Genomic DNA, 20,573 nt, shown 5'->3' on the forward strand with positions numbered 1-20,573 from the left:
ATGTTATCATTTGACCAGTACCTTGCAATCGATTATGGCTCAACCTTCTTAAAGGGTGTATTATTTAAAAAAGTATTAGGAAAAGTGGTTATCCTTCGTACTGAAAGTTTGCCCGTCGTGGAGTTAGATGAAACTGAAGGTGATCCATTCGAATACAATATTATCCGTTTCATTCAAAGTTTTTTTCCTGAAGAAAACCGTTTTCTTATCAATTTAGGTATTCATAATTTATTTGTAAGAGATTTAACAGTACCTCTTGTTTCGGAGAAAGCCATCCAAGAAGTTTTACCATTTGAAGTTGAAAATTTAGTTCCTTATCCTATGGAGGAGCTAGAGGTTATCGGTAAAACTTGGAGGACAAGTAAAGAAAATTCAGACGTGATCACTTTCAATGTTCACCACTCTGAATTGTTTCGGGCATTAAAGCCCTTTGCCAAAGGTGATTTGACATTAAGTTGTCTGTCATTAGACTCATTTGTCATCTCTTCCCTTATCACAAAAAACTATCCGCTATTAATTGGTGATAAAACCATATTACAACTAGACTTAGGTGGCCGTTATAGTATTTTAAATGTATTATATGAAGGGAAACTTAGACACACTCGACAAATTTATATTGGTGGAGAAGAAATAACTTCTGAAATTGCCAATATTTTAAAGGTAGATTTAGACGAAGCAAGACTTATCAAAGAGTCGCTACCAATTGGATTTTTGTTTGATACTATTGACAAAGGAGATGAAACAAAATTTCTAAATCAGTTTCATATCAATGGATCACAATTCAAATCAATACGAAAATTCATTTTGGTTAAACTTGATCAAATTATCCATGAAGTTGAAAATAGTATTTTTTCTTTACCAGAACAAGAACGTCCAAGTTTGATCTTACTTTCTGGAGGAGCAAGTCTTTATCCAAGTTTAACTGCTTATCTGGAAGAGAAGTTGGGAATCAAAACTGGTCGTTATGAATTCCTTGGAATTAATGATCCAAGTTTTGTGACTGCTGTGGCAACAGGAGTTCATTTTGAATCTAGGAATAGAGTTAATTTTTTAGAAACTGGATTCGCTAAGAAAATTCATACCAATCGTTTTAAACTTTCTGCATTCAAACCGCATATCATTCTAGTTAGTATTTCATTAATCCTTTTGTTTGGAGTTTTCATCATAGGGATTATTTTAGATAAACGTAAAATTGCTGCAGGCAAACAGATCTTAATTGAAAAATATAAAAATGGGATAGGCGGGGAGTTGGGTGAAGATGAAGACCCAGTTTACGCAGCAAATAATAAGTTAAAAGCAGAACGCAAAAAAACTGAAATTTATCGTTTGTTTTTATCCCAAGAAAGTGTTCTTGATGTTCTAAATGAAGCGACAGAACAATTTCCATCCCCAGAAGTTTTACCGTTTATTTTGGATCAATTTAACTTTGAAGAAAAGGAAATCCAAATTTATGGTAGAGTAAACGAATTTGGTGAAATAGGAACTATTCAGTCCGCACTTGAAAAATCTGAAAAATTTACAAATATCCAAATTCAAAATAAACGACTCATCACTGGTGTGAATAAATTCAAAGTAAGTTTTAAAATCAAGATGGATGTTGTGACTCCAAAGGATGAACCATAATGTTTGATCGATTAAATGATAGAGAACGGATCCTTGTCATTGGGCTTATTGGTTTTGTTTCACTTCTTGGTATTTATACAATTATTACGTTACTTTCTGATCTCAGAAACAATCTTTCAGAAGAGATTTTTGAAACGAGATCACAGGCCGGAGAACTTGATCGAGTGATACGTGAGTATAATTACTTACGAGGATTACAATCTGGTGGAAGTGAAGAAGATGTGAGCGTGATGTATTCAAAGCTCGATCAAATTTTGGTTCGTTATAATTTAAAAGATAAAGTCCAAACAATGAAAGACACAAGTAATGTCATCCAAAAGGACTATAATAAAATTACTATCGATGTGTCATTTAGGTCAGTATTGTTGCAGGATATTATTAAACTTGTGTATGATATCGAAAAGAACAAACAAATCCAGGCGAAAGTAGACTTACTCAGTTTCCGTAAGCCATTTGCTGAAAAAGAGATTTATGATGTAAATTTGAAAGTTTCATCTTATAGTCGTTTGTCGAAGGGAAAATAAATGGCAAAAGAAAACGAATTAGAGGAAGATTTTGACTTAGAAGAAGATATGACCATTCAAGAGTCATTATTGGAAGAAGACAATGAATTGTTTGACGAAGATAATGATGAAGAACATACAAAGGTCAATCGCAAAGAAATTTTCATTTTAGTAACTATTTCCTTTGTTTCATTTTTGATTTTTACCATATTTATTTTTCCTCTAAATGAAATTGTACGTTCTATACTGATTAAAACTGGTAAAGAAACCGGTGTCATTATGGATGCTAAAGAAATCCATTTTCCTATGATTGGACGTAAATCATTTGATAGTTTTGTGGTTAGTTTACCTTCTGGAGCTGCTTTAAAAGCCGAAGAAGTGAGTCTCGGTATTTCCCTTTTGGGGATTTTACAATCCCGATTGGAAGGAGATGTGAACGTTGGCTATTTTAGTTATGAGGGGAGTGATCTTTCGATTGGAATCCAAACGATCGATTTACCAATTCGATTATCTCCCTTAGATGATAAAATTACAAAATGGAATGGAGAAGGTGAGATCACTCTTTCTGGTGGAAAAATCAAAGAGTCCATGGAGATTCCATTTTTAGGTTCGTTAAAGGGAACAGATATTAAAAAAGCAAATCTTCTCTTTAAGGTTCGATCTGGAAAGTTACTCATTGAACGAGGGACTCTCGATTCAAATATAGCGAAATTCCAATTCCAAGGAGTTGTAAGACTTTCCGATACAATTTCTTTTTCTCAATTGGATTTAAAAGTATGTTTCTCTTTTACGGACAAGTTTGCATTGGAAAGGCAAGATTTAGTGGGTATGGTGGCACTTTTGCCCCAAGAAGCTGGTAAAACTTGTATTCCTGTGAGAGGGACGTTATCATCTCCCAAAGTGGATCTACCCAACTTAAATCAATTAGGTGGTGGGATTCCTAAAACCGAAGATGGATCCATTGAACCGGCTCCAACTCCTTAAGCACCCAGATTTTTAAGTGTGAATTGTTTGATACACTCACTAGACTTGCTGTGTAAATTCAATCCATCAATTGATCCCATCATAGTGGATTGAATTCTTTATCATTCATTCCTCACTGATAAACAGGAAAAACTAAACAAACAGAATTCTTTGCTTCTGATCGCAAAAAAAAAAGATCCCAAATCTGGGATCTTTTTTCAAATCCAAACTCTCCTAGTAAAAAAGAGTTTGGAGTTGATTTTACTTTGTTTTTACGAACAACCAGTTGTTGATCCGCAAGAGATACACTTGAGGCAGGCACCATTTCTCACCATCTGGAAAGAACCACATTCAGTACAGGAATCTCCAGTGTAACCTTTGGTCCTTGCTTCAGCGATGATTTTGAGAGTTGCTGCTGCTGTTTGTGCTTGGGTTTGAGTTGGTTGTGCCGTTTGTCCCGCCACAGCTACCACTTCTTGTTTGTCCTCAAGGACTGATTTCATAGAAATCGCATTCACTTGTAGCGGGGTACGAGGACCGCTAGTCTCGGACTTTCCCACAGTTTCTCGTGCTGGTTCTGCTTTTCTTCCAACCTCATCTGTTCTTAAGTCTTCTGGCGATACTTGTGCCAAGTCGTATCGACCAAGATAAGTGATGGCAAGTTCTCTAAAGATATAGTCAATCACAGAAGTAGACATTTTGATATGTGGGTTTCCAGACACCATTCCATTTGGTTCAAATTTGAAGAATGTAAACGCTTCTACAAATTCTTCCAAAGGAACACCATGTTGTAAACCAAGAGAAACTGCGATCGCAAAGGCATTCATTAAAGAGCGGAATGCCGCACCTTCTTTGTGCATATCGATAAAGATTTCGCCTAGTTGGCCATCTTCATATTCTCCTGTTCGGAGATATACTTTGTGACCACCCACCATAGCTTTTTGAGTGTATCCTGCACGTCGATGAGGGAGTTTCCTTCTTTCCGAAATGTATTTATACACTAGTTTTTCTGCAACTTCTGTTACCGTTTTCGGAGTTGAACTTGTGCTTAGTTCTTCTTCCTCGTCTCCTACAGCACTTAACAACTGAAATACGGAGTTAAGTGGTTGTGAAAGTTTTGATCCGTCTCGGTAGAGAGCGTTTGCTTTGATCATCACTTTCCAGGACATGAGGTATGCATTTTTAACATCCTCAATGGTTGCCTCTTCTGGAAGGTTGATCGTTTTGGAAATTGCACCCGATATGAATGGCTGAGCCGCTGCCATGATTCGGATGTGTGATTGATAGGACAAAAAGCGTTTTCCATATTTACCACATTTGTTCGCACAATCAAAAACTGGAAGGTCCTTCTCTTTGATAAAAGGAGCATTTTCGATCGTCATAGTTCCACAAACATAGTCATTTGCTTGTGCAATTTCATCTGCTGTAAATCCCAATGTTTCTAATAAATTGAATCCCATTGAGTTGTAAAGAGAAGGGTCAATACCTAACGTTTTAGCAAGGAAATCTTCACCTAACGTAAATTTGTTAAATGCGAATTGGATATCAAAAACAAATGGAAGTTGTTTTTCCAATTTCTCCAATACATCTTCTGTGAATCCTTTTTCTTTTAAACGTGCTGTGTTGACACCTGGAGCTCCGTTAAAAGTGGCATGTCCTTTACAGTAGTTTACGATGGCATCTTGTTCTGCTTGGCTATACCCAAGTTTTTTCAGAGCTGCAGGAACTGATTGGTTAATGATTTTAAAGTAACCACCACCAGCCAATTTTTTATATTTCACAAGTGCAAAGTCAGGTTCGATCCCTGTTGTATCACAATCCATAACCAAACCAATGGTTCCTGTTGGTGCGATCACTGTCACTTGTGCATTACGATAACCATACTGTTCTCCAAGCTCCAACGCTCGGTCAGAATCTTCTTTTGCAGCTTCAAGTAGATACGAAGGTAAAAAGGATGGGTTGATTCCTACTGGAGTGATGGTTAATCCTTCGTATTCTTCTTTCGGTGCATTATAAGCGGCACGTCTATGGTTACGCATTACACGTAACATATGTTCTTTGTTTTTTTCGTAACCAGCAAACGGTCCTAGTTCTTTTGCCATCTCTGCAGAAGTAGCATAAGCAGTCATATGCATGATGGAAGAAATTGCACCCGTGACAGCCATTGCTTCTTGTGAATCATAAGGGATACCCATAATCATGAGAAGGGATCCAAGGTTTGCATACCCAAGACCTAAAGTCCTAAATTTGTATGATAATTCCGCAATTTCTTTCGAAGGGAACTGTGCCATAAGAACCGAAATTTCTAGAATGATGGTCCAAATTTTGTTGAGGTAACGGTAACCTTCTACATCAAAGGTTCCATCTTCTTTTAAAAATTTGACAAGGTTTGCAGAAGCCAGGTTACATGCTGTGTTGTCTAGGAACATGTATTCAGAACATGGGTTCGATGCATTGATTGCTCCATCTTCTGGACAAGTGTGCCATTCGTTGATTGTGCTGTGGTATTGAGTACCAGGGTCTGCAGAGTTCCAAGCAGCGTTTGCAATCCTTTCCCAAAGATCACGAGCGCGTAAGGTTTTTGCCGCTTTTGGTTCACGACCTTCTTTTCGGGCTTTTTCCTTTTCCGTACGATTGATGAGGTGGAAGGGTAGGTCTTTTTCGACCGCTTCCATAAACTCATTTGTGATACGTACAGAGTTATTTGAATTTTGTCCTGAGACTGTGTTGTAAGCTTCTGATTGCCAATCAGTTGTGAGTTCTTCAAAGAGAAGGTCTTTGTATCCTTGTTTGGATAAGTCGATCACTCGTTTGATATAATTGTCTGGAACAAAGGCTTTCCTTGCTTTTTGGATCGCTTTTTTGAGATCCACGTTTGCAGCTGGATCGTATGCCTTTTCTTCACCAAGTGTTTGTTTGGCGGAAGCACAAGCATTCATAATTTCATTTAATAGTCTGTTATTGAGGATGGATCCTGTCACAAGGGAAGCTACTTTTTTCTCTTCTTGGACTTTCCAATCAATGAACTCTTCGATGTCTGGATGGTCCATATCAAGGCAAACCATCTTTGCGGCACGACGAGTGGTTCCGCCAGACTTAATCGCTCCGGCAGCTCGGTCCCCAATTTTTAAGAAAGACATAAGGCCTGAACTTTTACCACCTCCAGAAAGGGATTCGTTGGCAGCACGAAGGTTGGAAAAATTGGTTCCAGTACCCGAACCATATTTAAAGAGGCGAGCTTCCCTGACCCAAAGGTCCATGATCCCACCTTCATTCACTAAATCATCATCAACTGATTGGATAAAACATGCATGAGGTTGTGGGTGTTCGTAAGAAGAGGCCGATCTCACTAATTTTCCAGATTTTGGATCTACATAATAATGACCTTGTGATTTTCCATCGATCCCATAAGCCCAATGGAGTCCAGTATTGAACCATTGTGGGGAGTTCGGAGCAGACATTTGGCTTGCGAGCATAAAGATGACTTCTTCATAGAAGACTCGAGCACTATCTTCATCAGAAAAATAACCGTATTTAAAACCCCAATAAGTCCAACAACCTGCCAAACGGTGGAATACCTGTTTGGAATCAGATTCTCCGACATATCGATCTTCTGGATTGAGGGCGATGAGTTTTTCATCATCAGGAACCGATCGTTGTAACCATTCTGGGATTCCTTTTTCAGCTACTTTTTTTAAGTATTTGGGAACACCTTTGCGGCGGAAATATTTCTGAGCAAGGATATCGGTTGCAACTTGCGACCAAAAATCAGGAACTTCGACGCCGTTTGCTTCAAACACAACGGATCCATCGGTATTGGTAATCTTTGAGTCCTTACGAACCCATGTTAAATTTGGGTATAAACCCTTGTTCCCTTTGGTAAAATGCCTCTCAATCTTCATGCAAGAACCCCATCTCAAACAACATATAAAATTTCTATTTTTTTCCTCTACCAGGAGCGGAGAGGATTATGTCACAATGAAGGAATCTTAAGTTGGAAACATCCATTTTTTCAGACCAAGCGACGGGATTTTTTAGAAATTTTTCAAATTTTCTCGTAACTAAGACATAATTTTTTCATTGACCTAGCGACCTTCCTCCGTAGTATGGTCACAGATTCGAGATTCCCCTTTAGCTCAGTCGGTAGAGCAAATGACTGTTAATCATTGGGTCGCTGGTTCGAGCCCAGCAGGGGGAGCGGTCTTGTGATTGGCCATTTGGAATCCTCTAAACTCCGAAAATTCTTCTCCTTTTCCCTAAAAATTTCCACCATTTTCCCAACATCCTTCCTTTATTTCTCAAAAAAATCACTCATAGCCTACACAATTTTGTGTTTAATTCCTTTTTTCGCAGTTTCCTTTGCGAATTCTCTCCCAAATTCATCAAAAACTCCGATTTTTTCCCAGTCAGAACAAATCATACTCATTCTCGGAAAACCTGGAAATACCCAAGGCAAACTGTATTTTTTTGCCGCTGATGGAGGAGAATGGAAGGAAATTGTTTCACGGGTTCCTGTTTGGTTTGGAAGGAGCGGGCTTATTTCTGCCGATAAAAAACGAGAAGGGGACGGATTTACTCCCAGTGGTAGTTTTCCCGTAAAACGAGTGTTTGGGTACACTCGTCGGTCAATACGAAATTTAGAATACACTCAAATTCGAAGAAAAGACCATTGGAGTGATGCCTCAAATTCAAAACATTACAATCAATTCATTCGGAATTATGAGAAGGGAGCAACTTCTTTATGGAATTCACCCATTTACCAACTTTTCATTGCTATTGAACATAATACCAATGCAAGTATTCCCGGATATGGAAGTATGATTTTCCTCCATCCTTGGGACGAAACCAAACCAACGTCAGGTTGTGTAGGTTTAAAATTTTCAGATTTGGAAACCATCATTCAAAATTTAAATGGTAACAAAAATCCATTCATTCTCATCGTAGAATCAGAAGAGGAAATCTAACAAAAAAGCCGGTATTCCTTTCGAAAATACCGGCAAAAATGTTGTTTAGGATTTTATAAAAAGTTTAGTTTGAGCTTAGAAGAAAGTCTTTATAATCAGGTGTTTTCATCTCTTTTTCCCATCGACTCCAAGTGTAGGGCCACATCGCTGGATCACCATCTGGATCTAAATACCAACTTTGACATCCCCCAAGCCAAACTGTACCTGCCATACCTTTTTTAAGATAAGCTGCAAATCTTTGTAAGGCTTCCTCTGTAGTTTGGATTGAGTTGAATTTTCGTTTTCGCCAATCTTCAATGATCTTTAACACATATTTGGTTTGAACTTCACTCATAGCAATGACCGAAAAATTTCCGATAGGTGTGTTAGGACCTAACATCAAAACAAAATTCGGAAAATGTGGAATAAAAAGTGATCGATAAGCTTGTACTTTCTTTTTCCAAACGGTATCAATGGAGATTCCATTTTCTCCTGTTAAATTCATTGGACGCATGAAATTAAATGGATGGAAACCAGTTGCAAGAACTAAAACATCTAATTCATGTAAGACTCCATCTTTTGTGACAACACCATTCTCTGTGATTTTTTCAATTCCTTCCGTCACTAAGTCTGCGTTAGGTTTTTGAATGGCATCATAAAATGTTGAATTAACGATGACACGTTTGCAACCAACGCGATAATCTGGAGTTAATTTTTTTCGGAGAACAGGATCTTTTACGGATGTGCGCAGGTTTCGTTTGCATAAATAACTCATTAATAAATGTGGGATTTTTTTCCCAATCACCGCTTTTGAAAAAGTTTGTTCGACGGCGAATGTATACCATTTATGAAATCGTTTTAGAATATTCGGTTCTTTTCTCCACTTTTGTTTGTCTTTTTCAGTATAAGTAGTATCTGGAACTTTGACAATCCACTGTGGTGTCCTTTGGAAAACTGAAACTTTTTTTCCAAGTTTCATCACCTCAGGGATTACTTGAGCAGCTGTTGAACCTGTTCCTATGACTCCAATTCGTTTCCCTTCAAGTGAGACAGAATGGTCCCACTCAGCTGTGTGGAAACAATTTCCTTTGAAACGATCGAGTCCAGGAATGTTCGGTTTGGCTGGATGGTGTAAAATTCCTGTCGCAGAAATGAGAAAGTCGGAAACATACGTTTTTCCCTTGGAAGTTTTGACTGTCCATTTTCCATTTTGGTAGGAACCATCTGTCACCGCTTCATTGAAGTGGATTTTCGGAGTTACTTTGTATTCGTCACTCACACGTTTGAAGTATGCTTGGATCTCGTCTCCATGTGCAAATCGATGGCTCCATTCTGGATTTGGTGCAAAACTATATGTATACATATGAGCAGGGATATCACAGGCCACACCAGGATAAGTGTTCTCTCTCCATGTCCCACCTAAGTCATGTTTCTTTTCTAAAATGGTAATATCGGTGATCCCTGCTTTTTCCAACTCAATCGCCAAAAGAATGCCTGTCATTCCTGCACCGATCACCACAACAGATGGATTTCTCAGAAGTGATGTTGTCATTTGTTCCCTCATTTGTTAAATTCCGATCTCAATATTGTTATGAGAACATGGTTCTGTATTTCACAACTGAGAGAAAATGACATCGGATTATTGAACGTTTGCAATAAAAAAAACATATTTATGATAAAAAACGGAAGATAGAAATAATAATTAGAATCATACTGATTCTAAAATTTTTCCGATGAACAAATGACACAATGGTTCACTTACGATACCTTGCCTCACTGCAAAGGTTACTTACCTTTAAAAAGATAAAGAAATTCAAATTTTACATAAGATACGAAACGAGGTTTGAGTAGAATTAACCTTCCCACAAATATTTTATTTAAGTGTTGACTTAATTAAGTAAATACTTAAATATATACATGATGAATGCTTTTGCAGTTTTAGCAGATGAGACAAGAAGAGATATTATTCGACTTGTTGCCAAAAAAGGGGAGCTTAGCTCAACAGAAATTAGTCAGAACTTTCAAATGACTCCTCCAGCAGTTTCCCAACATTTAAAACTACTTAAGGAAGCAAAAATCCTTCATATGAAAAAAGATGCGCAAAAACGAATTTATAGTTTGAACCATGAAGGAATGAGGGAAATGGAAGATTGGATTTTAGAGATAAAAAATCTTTGGACGAAACGTTTGGATCGGTTAGATCGTTATGTAATGAAATTAAAAAGTGAGAAAACAAATGGGAAACAATAACTTAGAAACAATCATCGAAGATAACAAAGTAAAGTATAAAAAATATTTTGATGTTCCAGTCGATTTACTCTTTGAGGTTTGGTCGAAACCTGAACATTTAATGGAATGGTGGGGACCAGATGGTTTCACATTAACGATTAAAAGTTTAAATTTTTCCAATGGTGGTATTTGGGAATTTGTTATGCACGGACCAGATGGGCATGATTATAATAATAAAATCCAATTTATCGAGATTCAAAAACCAAATTACATTTTATATAAACATATTGGAGATGGTGAAGGTGAAGTAGATGTTGATTTTGAATCTAGGATAATCTTTGAAAAATCTGGTGATGGAACAATTTTTACTATGGAACAAGTTTTTTCCAGCAAACAAGAGTTAGAGAGAGTCAACAAAAAATATGGAGCCATTGAAGGTGGAAAACAACATATTGGAAACCTGGAATACTATTTGGAAAAAATTTTAAAAAACAATCTGGTTTAGGAAAAGATAGGCTTTCCTTTTACTCTGTCACAAAACTGGAAGTTATACCGGCCACAGGAAAATACACTTAGTTTAGTGTATTCGTTTAACCAATGCATTGGCAAACGTATTGATAAAATATACTTCGTTCAGTGATTCTGTGGTTTGTATAATCTTAAGACAAGGATTTTCCCTAAAAATTTTCTATTTCTAACCATTCTAAGCCAGGTTTTTGATCGACTTCAGTCGGTCAAAATTCTATTCTACCAAAAATGCCGAAAACACTAGGGAAAAACCTAGGGGAATGCGGGGATTGTTTCTGGGATTTTCCGAATCCACAATCACAGATTTTGGCACCTTGGGAGAATCATAGATCAAAGTGACTCTGAAATCAAAAAATTATATAATATTCATTGTATTGCCGGTTTTACTCTGTTTCTGTGATTGTTCTTCCGTGGATTTAGGGAATCCTTGCGACCCAGGAAGTAAAACATACTCGGAGCTCTTATTTTTAAAAGAAATTCTACGAGACAATTCGCCGCATTGCGGAGTTGTTTCCACGAAAACTGCTGTTATATTTAGTAATTTTCAAAGTGCTGATATTGTCATTGGCCAGCCCGATTTTGTGACAAAAAACTCAATTTTGTCGGGAGCAAGTTTAAACCAACCGGGACCAGTTACTGTCAGTGGTAATAAACTGTATATATCCGATTCCAGAAATCATCGAATTTTGGGTTATCATCAAATTCCTAGTTTGAATGGTGCCACTGCAGATTTTGTGATTGGCCAAGCGGATTTTGTTTCTACCTATGTTGCTGTTCCTCCAACAGCTACATCTTTTAGATACCTTTGGACCATAACATCTTCCAATGACAAATTTTTTGTCGCAGATACAGTTAACAACCGTCATTTGATATATAACTCATTACCCACCTCAAACGTAGCCGCTGATGTCGTGTTAGGTGTTTCAGGTTTTGCAACGGTCGGCGGTGGAACTTGTTCAAACACGGATTTGTCATCAAGTGAGGGAGTTTCGACAGCCAATGGTAAATTATTTGTCGCTGATGAAGGACATCATCGCGTTTTGATTTGGAATACAATACCGACTTCTAATCATACTCCGGCTGATGTTGTACTCGGCCAAGCTGATTTCACATCATGCAATCCCAACCGAGGAGGACCCACACCAACCGCAAGTTCTCTTTCAACACCAGGAGGGGTATGGTCAGATGGAACCAGATTATTTGTTGCGGATTCATTTAACGGAAGAGTGTTAGTCTGGAATGCGATTCCCACGACTAACGGCCAACCGGCGGATATTGTTCTCGGTCAGTCCAATATGGAGAGTGCGGTCTCCAGCACATCGGGCGGTGGTTTCCAAGTCGGTGGCGTTTATAATGTTTTTTCAAATGGAGTGCAGTTGGTTATCGGTGATGCAAACAACAATCGCGTTTTAATCTGGGATTCAATTCCTTCGGTAAACGGACAGCCTGCAGATAAAGTTTTGGGCCAAAGCAATTTTACGAACAATGCTGCAAATGATGATGGGCAGACTGGAGTTGATGGAGTTAACCCAACAGCAAGAACCCTTTCAAATCCATATGGAGTGTATCTTGTCGGCAAACAATTGTTTGTAAGTGATTTTGGCAATAACCGTATTCTCATATTCAATGGGAAATAGGTGATCGTGAAAAAACATCTATTTCGATGAATTTTGAGAATTAGCAAACAGAAAAGAAATAACAGTCAAATGTATTGTTATTTCTTCCACATTGTTTTTTACCTTATTCCTTAAAATAGGAGCTGATTCATAATTTCTTATGAATCCGGTTGAAACAAAGAATTGATCGATGAACAGACTTTTTTCTTTTTTTGAAATCCAAACGTAATTTTCTTTGAATCTTGAAGTTAACTTAGAACGAAACATCCTCGATTGTTTCATGGAGATCACATCACATCACATCACATCACATTACAGTACAAGATTGAATCGTTTCTTTATCTAAACTTGGAGTAGATTTTAGATGATGCAACGACTAGTGTTTCGAGTAGATTATTACGTGAGATGCAGTGAGGAACTTCCCATAATCAATCTTATGTCGCATTAGAGGTGGACCTTTGTTGTATAGAAAGGCACATCGGTAACACAACACTGCCAATGAATAATCTACTTTTGATTTCCTTTTTGGAACATCACTTGGTTTGTTTCAAAGGTTCCATTTTCTTTCGTTTCCAAAATTTTCTTGAGACCAACTTCAATCGCGGATCGAATGCTATTTTCAATTGTCTCTTCCGATTCACGATCATTTGGGGAGAACGGGATGGTATTAGTTTTCATCAGTTCAGAATGACCTAGTATTCGAAATGATTCCCCAGATTCTTTTACGAGTAAAAATTCAACAATGGAGGCAAACGTTGCATGTTGGAATTTTGTGGTACCCTCTTCAAAAACCATGGATCGATGGACCTGGACTTTTCTGAGAACGATACTTCCGGGTTCAAGTGGGTCGTTTTCATTCCTTGCTTTGTAGGAGCTAACATTGAATACTTGTGAAGCTATTGTATTAAACGAATTGAGTGCGAATTTCCCAATAGAAATTTCTAAATTTGGACCCACTTTGAGAACTTTCGAAGGAAGGTCGATTTCGTATTGAAGAGTGAATGATGTTTTTGTTTGATTTTGATTTGATATTGAAGACGGATTTTTATAGTTTCTTTGGCAAGAAACAAACAAGAACAAGGTGGAAAGTAGAAATAAAACCTGCGTTTTCAAGAAAGTTGCCTATTTATCAATTCCAAACACAGCCAATTATATTGCTCCTCATCTGAAAAAAAATGGTTAAATTGAAAGAAATTTTGAAAATTGTGAGTGGCATTGAGAAGCATTTGGATTGAAATTTGTATTTGATTTAGTTTAAAAATGGAAACATAACTTTAACAAGAGGTCATTTTCATTTTGCATTAATTCAAAGGGAGATATTGATGAAAATTGCTTATATCATTGTTCGTGTGCTACTCGGTGCTTTGTTTCTTTTTTCCTCCATTGCGGTTCTATTTAACTTAGTTCAGGAACCAGAAATGACAGGAAATATTAAAATTTTTAACGATGGACTTAAGGCATCTGGGTATTTGATGACTCTTATCAAAATCACTGAACTTGTTTGTGCCATTGCATTTTTGACCGGTCGTTTTGTTCCTTTAGCATCTGTCATCATTGCCCCGGTGGTCATCAATATCTTTATGGTTCATATTATGATTGCACCAGAGGGAATTCCCGTTGGAATTTTTGTAGTTGTTGCAAATGCATTTTTAGGGTATTACAACCGTTCTGCTTACGTAGCATTATTTGTCCCAGTTCACAAAGTATAAAAAAAAATGAAACGATCGTTATACTTTGATCGTTTCAAAAAACTGAACTTCACCAGACGAAGTATCATAAAATGCCGGAACAATTTTGAATTCTCCGGCATCAACCTGCTCTTTTAAATAACGACTTGAACTTAGAATTTCATCGATTGAATTTAAAACATTTGCTTTCACAACATGATTGAAAATATGTTCATTTCCTTGTTTCGATTTTTCTGAATTCGAATTTGAATCATCAATTGCTTTTTGGATTTTATTTGTGATACTTGCAATGTTCCCATCTTTTAATGCATAGATTGCGCTGGATACAGCACCGCAATTGGAGTGACCGAGTACAACAATTAGTTTGGTACCAATTTTTGCACAAGATAGTTCTAAACTACCTAAAATTTCTTGGTTTACAATGTTTCCTGCGATTCGAATGGAAATGATATCACCAAGTCCCGCATCAAAAATAATTTCTGGGCTTGTACGCGAATCAATACAAGAGAGCACAACGGCGATTGGATTTTGGCCAAAAGCTGTTGCGTTCACTTGGTGTTTAAAGTATTTTTCTGACCATTTACCTTTGACAAATCTTTCATTACCTCGTTTTAAAAATTGAAGGATTTCATCGGGTTTGAGTTTTTGTTGTGCTTCCTTATCAAGGATATTCACAAACTGAACTTGGTCACTCAGTTCATAATGATCTTTTACACCTACTAAATTGAGTTGGATGTTTTTTTCAATCGCCACTACAGATTTAAATTCCTCTAAAACTTCGAGGATATCATGGTCAATGAAGTTGCAGTTAGTTGCATCAACGATTAGCTTTGCATTGTCTGGTAAAGACCATAATGTATCTTTAATTGATGCTTTGTTTAAAAAACTAACTTGATTTGGAAGTTCAATTCGGATGGTTTCACCTATGTTTAGGTTTTCAGTTTCTACGGAAAAAGGATTTTTGTAGTTATTTTTGAGGATAAAAATAAAACTAATGCAAAGACCTATAAGAACGCCTGTTAGTAAGTCTGTAAAAATGATTGCCAATATCGTTGAAATAAAAGGTAAAAATTGATAAAACCCTTTTTTGTAAATAGATAAGTAAACTGAAAATTGAGTCAGCTTAAAACCTGTCACAATTAATATGACCGCCAATGAAGATAGAGGAATTAAATTTAATGAAGAACTGAGGAAAATGACACTCAAGGCAAGTAAAATTCCATGGAATATAGTGGAGAGTTTTGTACTTGCACCTGCGTAAATGTTAACAGAACTTCTGACAATAACGGAAGTTATGGGAAGACCACCAATAAGTCCAGATAAGGAATTTCCCACTCCTTGTGCAAACAGTTCTCGGTTTGGTGAAGCAAGTCGTCTGTGTGGATCAATCCTTTCGACAGCATCCAAATTAAGTAATGTTTCTAAGGTAGCAAAGGCAGCAATGGTAAAGGCAAAATACCATACTTCTTTGTTCGTAATCATTGAAAAATCAGGATACGCAAAAATACTTTCCCAGTTTTTGACTCCAGGGATAGAAACTAAATGTTTTTCCGAGAGATAAAGTTTAGGTAAATAGATTTGAAAGAATTGGTTACAAAATACTCCGAGTAAAATGACAAGGATAGGAGAAGGAACATACTTTAAAATTTTCCATTTCAGTTTATCATAAAAAACCATAAGTGACAGTGAAGAAACTGCAATGATTACGGCTCCCCATGAAAAGTATTTTCGAATATTCAAGAGTTCAGAAAAAGTATTTTCGCCGTCCCTTTGGAAAAAGATAAAGTCTTCTTCTGGATCTATATCAAACCCTACTGCATGTGGAATTTGTTTTAAGATGAGGATGATACCAATCGATGCTAATAATCCTTGGATGACATTCGAAGGAACATAGTTTGCAATAAAACCTGCGCGTAAAAAACCTAAACCAATTTGTATGAATCCTGCAAGAAACACTGCCAGTAAAAATGTTCTGTAATCGCCGAGAGCGGTAGTCGCGGCAAGAACCAATGTTACAAGCCCTGCTGCCGGTCCACTTACACTTGTTTTAGAATGGCTAAGAAACCCAACAACAATCCCTCCAATTACTCCCGAAATAACACCCGATAATAATGGAGCACCACTCGCAAGGGCTACTCCCAAACATAGAGGAAGGGCTACTAAAAATACAACGAGTCCCGCAGGGAGGTCTTGTTTCAGATTTGAAATCATATTGGTCTACGAAACGTATTGTGATTGGCTCGGTGTGTCAACTCGAATGAACTAAAAGTTTGGTTTCTTATAGTGCATTTTGTCCATAAAGATACTAATGTTTGGAATTTGTTACTTTCATAACCATATTACCACATCATCTAGATCATCTTCACTAATCACATGTCGTATTTGGTCTTCTGTGGTGAATGAGATTGATTGGATGTGAATGGCATTCCAAATTTGGGTGTAAACAAAAGGACCAACATGGCATTTATAAATTGAGTTTGGTACGATACTTCTCTGAATAGAACAAATGAGTTCTGGCGTTTTTTGTTCTTCAGGAATGAGAAATTGTTTTTTTTCATCGCTTGCAAAAAACAAAATTTGGAATTTAGAGATATTAATCTTAGTTAGGTTTTCTGTTTTTATAAAAAGTTGAAGTTCTTTTTTCTCTTTGTTATGCCTTGGTTGTATTGATACAAGAATTGGTAATCCAACTTCTTTTAAAAACTCTTTCCGAGTTTCAAAATTGGATTTTTGAATTGAAGTGCCACAAGAAGCCAAACTGGTCACAAACAAAAGATACCTGAAGAGTGTAAAAATTGGTGAACGATAGGTAAGAATGGAACTCTTTTCAATGAATAGCAACAAACTGTGTTAAGTTTCCTTTTTGAGGGAATGGACTCAATTCATTTTCCTCTTAGTTCTGCCCTGCTTTCTCTATTGAGAAACAAACTCAAAATCTCATTTTAGCCCTGCCAAGATTTATGAATTTACGGAAAGTGGAATCTGTCTAATTTTGGACGTAATAGAAAAATTTACACCTACACTCTAACAGGAGCTCTTCAATGACGTTGAGTCTAGACTTCTTTCGATCCTCAATTGGAAAGAAGATCATAATGGCCATTACCGGATTTATCTGGTTTGGATTCGTGATCCTTCATATGGTCGGAAACCTTCAAGTTTTCCAAGGACCAGAAAAATTAAACACCTACGCAAAGTTTCTCAAAGATTTAGGTCCCCTTCTCTGGGTGGCTCGGATTGGACTCATCGTGGCCTTTGTGGGTCATGTTTGTACTGCTATCCTCCTAAAACTAGAAAACAGTTCAGCAAGACCAGTCTCCTACGCTAAAAATTCTACCATCCAAGCATCTGTTGCTTCCCGCACGATGGCATACAGTGGTTTATTACTTTTAACGTTTCTCATTTACCATTTAGCGCATTTCACATTGGGTTATACCAACCCAGACCACTACACACATGAATACATTTTAAAAAATGGAGATGTGGTGCATGATGTGTATGCAATGGTGATTCTTGGATTCCAAGACCCGGTCATTGCCATCTCATATGTAGTGTTTATGGTTTTCCTTGCTCTACATTTTTCCCATGCTTTGGGTTCCATGTTACAAACGTTAGGCATCCTTGCACCAAAACACAATCCCACCATTCAAAAGATTTCCACAGGACTTGGACTCCTCGTTTTTATTGGAAATTGTTCCATGCCACTCTCGATTTTACTCGGGTATGTGCGTTAAGGGGTTTTAGGAGAGAATATGAAATTAGATTCAAAAATACCATCAGGCCCATTGGAACATAAATGGGACAAACACAAACAAGATATCAAATTAGTTAACCCAGCAAACAAACGTAAATACAAAGTCATCATTGTTGGAACGGGACTTGCGGGAGCTTCTGCTGCAGCCACTCTTTCAGAACTTGGTTACCAAGTATCTGTTTTTTGTTTCCAAGACAGTCCAAGACGCGCTCACTCAATTGCTGCCCAAGGTGGTATCAATGCAGCAAAGAACTACCAAAACGATGGTGACTCTGTTTACCGATTGTTTTATGACACAGTAAAAGGTGGGGATTTCCGAGCAAGAGAAGCAAACGTATATCGTCTAGCACAAGTTTCTACCAACATCATTGACCAATGTGTGGCACAAGGAGTTCCTTTCGCTCGTGAGTACGGTGGAACCTTATCCAATCGATCCTTTGGTGGTGCTCAAGTTTCTCGTACGTTTTATGCAAAAGGCCAAACAGGTCAACAATTGCTTCTTGGTGCTTACTCAGCCCTAGAAAAACAAATCTCTCGTGGCGCAGTAAAAATGTACCCAAGAACAGAGATGTTGGAGTTAGTCCTTGTGGATGGCCATGCAAAAGGAATTGTTGTCCGTGACTTAGTAACCGGTGAGATTTCTTCTCATGCAGGTGATGCAGTGATTTTGGCCTCTGGTGGGTACGGAAACGTTTTTTACCTTTCCACAAATGCAAAAGGATCGAATGTTACGGCAACTTACCGTGCTTATAAAAAAGGGGCAGCATTTGCAAACCCATGTTATACGCAAATCCACCCGACATGTATCCCACAATCTGGTGACTACCAATCGAAACTCACCCTGATGTCGGAATCGCTCCGAAATGATGGTCGGGTTTGGGTACCTAAGAAAAAGGATGATCTTCGTGCTCCTCACGAAATTCCAGAAGAAGAAAGAGATTATTACTTAGAAAGAAAATACCCATCTTACGGAAACCTTGCCCCACGTGATATCTCCTCTCGTTCTGCAAAAGAAGCCTGCGACAATGGCCTTGGTGTTGGACCAAAAGTGGGAGACAAACGATTGGGTGTGTATTTGGATTTTTCTGATTCCATCAAACGATTGGGAGAAAAGGTAGTCGCGGACCGTTATGACAACCTCTTCCAAATGTATGAAAGGATCACTGGGGAAAACCCATACAAAGTTCCAATGCGAATTTACCCTGCGGTTCACTACACGATGGGTGGCCTTTGGGTGGATTACAACCTAATGTCCAATATCCCTGGTCTCCACGTCCTTGGGGAAGCAAACTTCTCTGACCATGGTGCGAATCGTTTAGGTGCTTCTGCTCTCATGCAAGGGCTTGCTGATGGTTATTTTGTGATCCCTTATACGATTGGTGATTATTTTGCCAAAGAAGGTGCAAAGAATATTTCTACCGACCGACCTGAGTTCAAAGAAGCAGAAGCCCGTGTTCGTGAAATGACAAACAAACTTCTAAACATCAATGGGAAAAAAACACCAGATGATTTCCACAGGGCACTTGGAAAGATCATGTGGGACCAGTGTGGTATGGCACGTAATGAAAAAGGCCTAAAGGATGCTTTGAAGAAAATCCCTGAACTCCGTGAAGAATTCTGGAAAAATGTAAAAGTAGCAGGCAAAGGGGAAGAACTCAACCAAGAGTTAGAAAAAGCGGGACGTGTTGCCGACTTCTTAGAGTTTGGCGAACTTATGTGCCTTGATGCACTCACTAGGGAAGAATCTTGTGGTGGTCACTTCCGAGAAGAACACCAAACGGAAGATGGTGAAGCAAAACGGAACGATGATAAATTCTGCCACGTATCGGCTTGGGAATACCAAGGAGAAGGAAAAACTCCGGTAGAACACCGAGAAAAACTCGAATACGAAAACATCCACTTAGCCGTAAGGAGCTACAAATAATGGATACAATGAAGTTACACCTTAAAGTTTGGAGACAAAAAGACAAAAACGACAAAGGTCGTATGGTCAGTTACGAAGCAAACAATGTAAATGAACATATGTCCTTTTTGGAAATGCTTGATGTTGTGAACGACGGCCTCATCAAAAAAGGAGAAGACCCAATTGCTTTCGACCATGACTGTCGTGAAGGAATTTGTGGTTCTTGTTCCATGGTGATCAACGGTGTTCCTCATGGTCCAGAAAAAGGAACCACCACTTGCCAGTTGCATATGCGTAAGTTCAAAGACGGTGATACTGTTGTGATCGAACCTTGGAGAGCAAAAGCTTTCCCTGTGACAAAGGATTTGGTCGTAGACCGATCTGCATTTGATCGCATCATCCAAGCGGGTGGTTATATAAACGTAAACACCGGTGGGGCACCAGATGGAAACGCACTTCCGATTCCAAAAGTGGATGCTGACCTGGCTATGGACGCTGCCACTTGCATTGGGTGTGGGGCTTGTGTCGCTGCGTGTAAAAATGCATCTGCCATGTTATTTGTTTCGGCAAAGGTCTCTCACTTGGCTCTTTTACCACAAGGTGTGGTAGAGAAAAAAGAAAGGGTACGCAAAATGGTCAGTGCGATGGACAAAGAAGGATTTGGAAATTGTACTAACCAATACGAATGTGAAGCAGCTTGTCCGAAAGAAATTTCGGTAAACTTCATCACAAGGCTCAATAGAGAATACATTTCTAGCTAAGCTTAGAAATTGAATTTCAAAAGGAAAAGTAAAACCCGGACAATTATGCTCCGGGTTTTTTTGTA

16 protein-coding genes and 1 tRNA gene are annotated in these 20,573 nt (G+C 38.1%); 12 read left to right on the top strand and 5 right to left on the bottom strand.

The features are described 5' to 3' along the window. Genes EHQ43_RS12660 through gspN form a run of 3 tightly spaced genes read left to right on the top strand, consistent with a single transcriptional unit; the run spans window position 1 to window position 3,110 of the window. The gene (locus tag EHQ43_RS12660) at window positions 1-1,623 is read left to right on the top strand and encodes a cell division protein FtsA (protein ID WP_135771382.1); all 1,623 of its coding nucleotides are present in this window, start codon (window positions 1-3) and stop codon (window positions 1,621-1,623) included. Further along, a complete protein-coding gene (locus EHQ43_RS12665) occupies window positions 1,623-2,147 on the top strand; it encodes a hypothetical protein (RefSeq protein WP_135741974.1) in 525 nt (174 codons plus the stop codon). The genes EHQ43_RS12660 and EHQ43_RS12665 overlap by 1 nt, the downstream gene beginning before the upstream one ends. Beyond that, window positions 2,148-3,110: a type II secretion system protein GspN gene (gene gspN / locus EHQ43_RS12670; RefSeq protein ID WP_135741975.1), complete on the top strand. Its 963-nt coding sequence runs from the start codon at window positions 2,148-2,150 to the stop codon at window positions 3,108-3,110. A 251-nt stretch (window positions 3,111-3,361) separates the two neighbouring features. Here gspN and EHQ43_RS12675 read toward each other — a convergent pair whose 3' ends face one another. Next, a complete protein-coding gene (locus EHQ43_RS12675) occupies window positions 3,362-6,991 on the bottom strand; it encodes a vitamin B12-dependent ribonucleotide reductase (RefSeq protein ID WP_135771383.1) in 3,630 nt (1,209 codons plus the stop codon). A 223-nt stretch (window positions 6,992-7,214) separates the two neighbouring features. On the opposite strand from EHQ43_RS12675, the gene EHQ43_RS12680 reads away from it, so the two are divergent. Both EHQ43_RS12680 and EHQ43_RS12685 read left to right on the top strand, forming a co-directional pair. Further along, window positions 7,215-7,287: transfer RNA gene (locus EHQ43_RS12680), tRNA-Asn, on the top strand. A 130-nt stretch (window positions 7,288-7,417) separates the two neighbouring features. Beyond that, complete coding sequence (locus tag EHQ43_RS12685; RefSeq protein WP_244242795.1) at window positions 7,418-8,053, top strand: L,D-transpeptidase family protein; 636 nt, start codon at window positions 7,418-7,420, stop codon at window positions 8,051-8,053. A gap of 64 nt (window positions 8,054-8,117) precedes the next feature. Here EHQ43_RS12685 and EHQ43_RS12690 read toward each other — a convergent pair whose 3' ends face one another. Then, the gene (locus EHQ43_RS12690) at window positions 8,118-9,584 is read right to left on the bottom strand and encodes a flavin-containing monooxygenase (protein WP_135741978.1); all 1,467 of its coding nucleotides are present in this window, start codon (window positions 9,582-9,584) and stop codon (window positions 8,118-8,120) included. Between the two features lie 368 nt (window positions 9,585-9,952). On the opposite strand from EHQ43_RS12690, the gene EHQ43_RS12695 reads away from it, so the two are divergent. The 3 genes from EHQ43_RS12695 (at window position 9,953) to EHQ43_RS12705 (ending at window position 12,426) form a co-directional block, all read left to right on the top strand. Further along, entirely contained in the window at window positions 9,953-10,282 is a 330-nt protein-coding gene (locus tag EHQ43_RS12695; protein ID WP_135754408.1) for an ArsR/SmtB family transcription factor, read from the top strand. Further along, on the top strand, window positions 10,269-10,766 hold the full coding sequence (locus EHQ43_RS12700; protein WP_135754115.1) for an SRPBCC family protein: 498 nt from the start codon (window positions 10,269-10,271) through the stop codon (window positions 10,764-10,766). Before EHQ43_RS12695 ends, EHQ43_RS12700 begins: the two co-directional genes overlap by 14 nt. Before the next feature lie 358 nt (window positions 10,767-11,124). Continuing rightward, entirely contained in the window at window positions 11,125-12,426 is a 1,302-nt protein-coding gene (locus EHQ43_RS12705; RefSeq protein ID WP_244242796.1) for an NHL repeat-containing protein, read from the top strand. Between the two features lie 486 nt (window positions 12,427-12,912). Here EHQ43_RS12705 and EHQ43_RS12710 read toward each other — a convergent pair whose 3' ends face one another. Beyond that, on the bottom strand, window positions 12,913-13,518 hold the full coding sequence (locus EHQ43_RS12710) for a hypothetical protein (protein WP_135754116.1): 606 nt from the start codon (window positions 13,516-13,518) through the stop codon (window positions 12,913-12,915). A 209-nt stretch (window positions 13,519-13,727) separates the two neighbouring features. Here EHQ43_RS12710 and EHQ43_RS12715 point away from each other — a divergent pair, with 209 nt between their 5' ends. Continuing rightward, window positions 13,728-14,114, top strand: coding sequence for a DoxX family protein (locus EHQ43_RS12715; protein ID WP_135771385.1), 387 nt, complete (start codon window positions 13,728-13,730; stop codon window positions 14,112-14,114). Between the two features lie 18 nt (window positions 14,115-14,132). On the opposite strand, the gene EHQ43_RS12720 is transcribed toward EHQ43_RS12715, so the two are convergent. Both EHQ43_RS12720 and EHQ43_RS12725 read right to left on the bottom strand, forming a co-directional pair. Continuing rightward, window positions 14,133-16,304 carry a bifunctional SulP family inorganic anion transporter/carbonic anhydrase gene (locus tag EHQ43_RS12720; protein ID WP_135771386.1) on the bottom strand — a complete coding sequence of 724 codons (2,172 nt, stop codon included), beginning with the start codon at window positions 16,302-16,304 and terminating at the stop codon, window positions 14,133-14,135. Window positions 16,305-16,421: 117 nt separating this feature from the next. Then, window positions 16,422-16,937 (bottom strand): hypothetical protein, encoded by a 516-nt coding sequence (locus EHQ43_RS12725; RefSeq protein WP_244242797.1) that lies wholly within the window; start codon window positions 16,935-16,937, stop codon window positions 16,422-16,424. 197 nt (window positions 16,938-17,134) lie between these two features. Here EHQ43_RS12725 and EHQ43_RS12730 point away from each other — a divergent pair, with 197 nt between their 5' ends. From EHQ43_RS12730 to EHQ43_RS12740, 3 genes are read left to right on the top strand one after another with little or no spacing between them, the layout of a single operon-like run. Beyond that, window positions 17,135-17,824 carry a succinate dehydrogenase cytochrome b subunit gene (locus EHQ43_RS12730; protein WP_135741983.1) on the top strand — a complete coding sequence of 230 codons (690 nt, stop codon included), beginning with the start codon at window positions 17,135-17,137 and terminating at the stop codon, window positions 17,822-17,824. Window positions 17,825-17,842: 18 nt separating this feature from the next. Next, window positions 17,843-19,768: a fumarate reductase/succinate dehydrogenase flavoprotein subunit gene (locus EHQ43_RS12735; RefSeq protein WP_135771387.1), complete on the top strand. Its 1,926-nt coding sequence runs from the start codon at window positions 17,843-17,845 to the stop codon at window positions 19,766-19,768. Window positions 19,769-19,776: 8 nt separating this feature from the next. Continuing rightward, window positions 19,777-20,508, top strand: a complete 732-nt coding sequence (locus EHQ43_RS12740; RefSeq protein ID WP_100717114.1) for a succinate dehydrogenase/fumarate reductase iron-sulfur subunit — start codon at window positions 19,777-19,779, stop codon at window positions 20,506-20,508. Window positions 20,509-20,573: the final 65 nt, after the last annotated feature.

The organism is Leptospira bouyouniensis (genome assembly GCF_004769525.1).
In the GTDB taxonomy this organism is placed as follows: domain Bacteria; phylum Spirochaetota; class Leptospiria; order Leptospirales; family Leptospiraceae; genus Leptospira_A; species Leptospira_A bouyouniensis.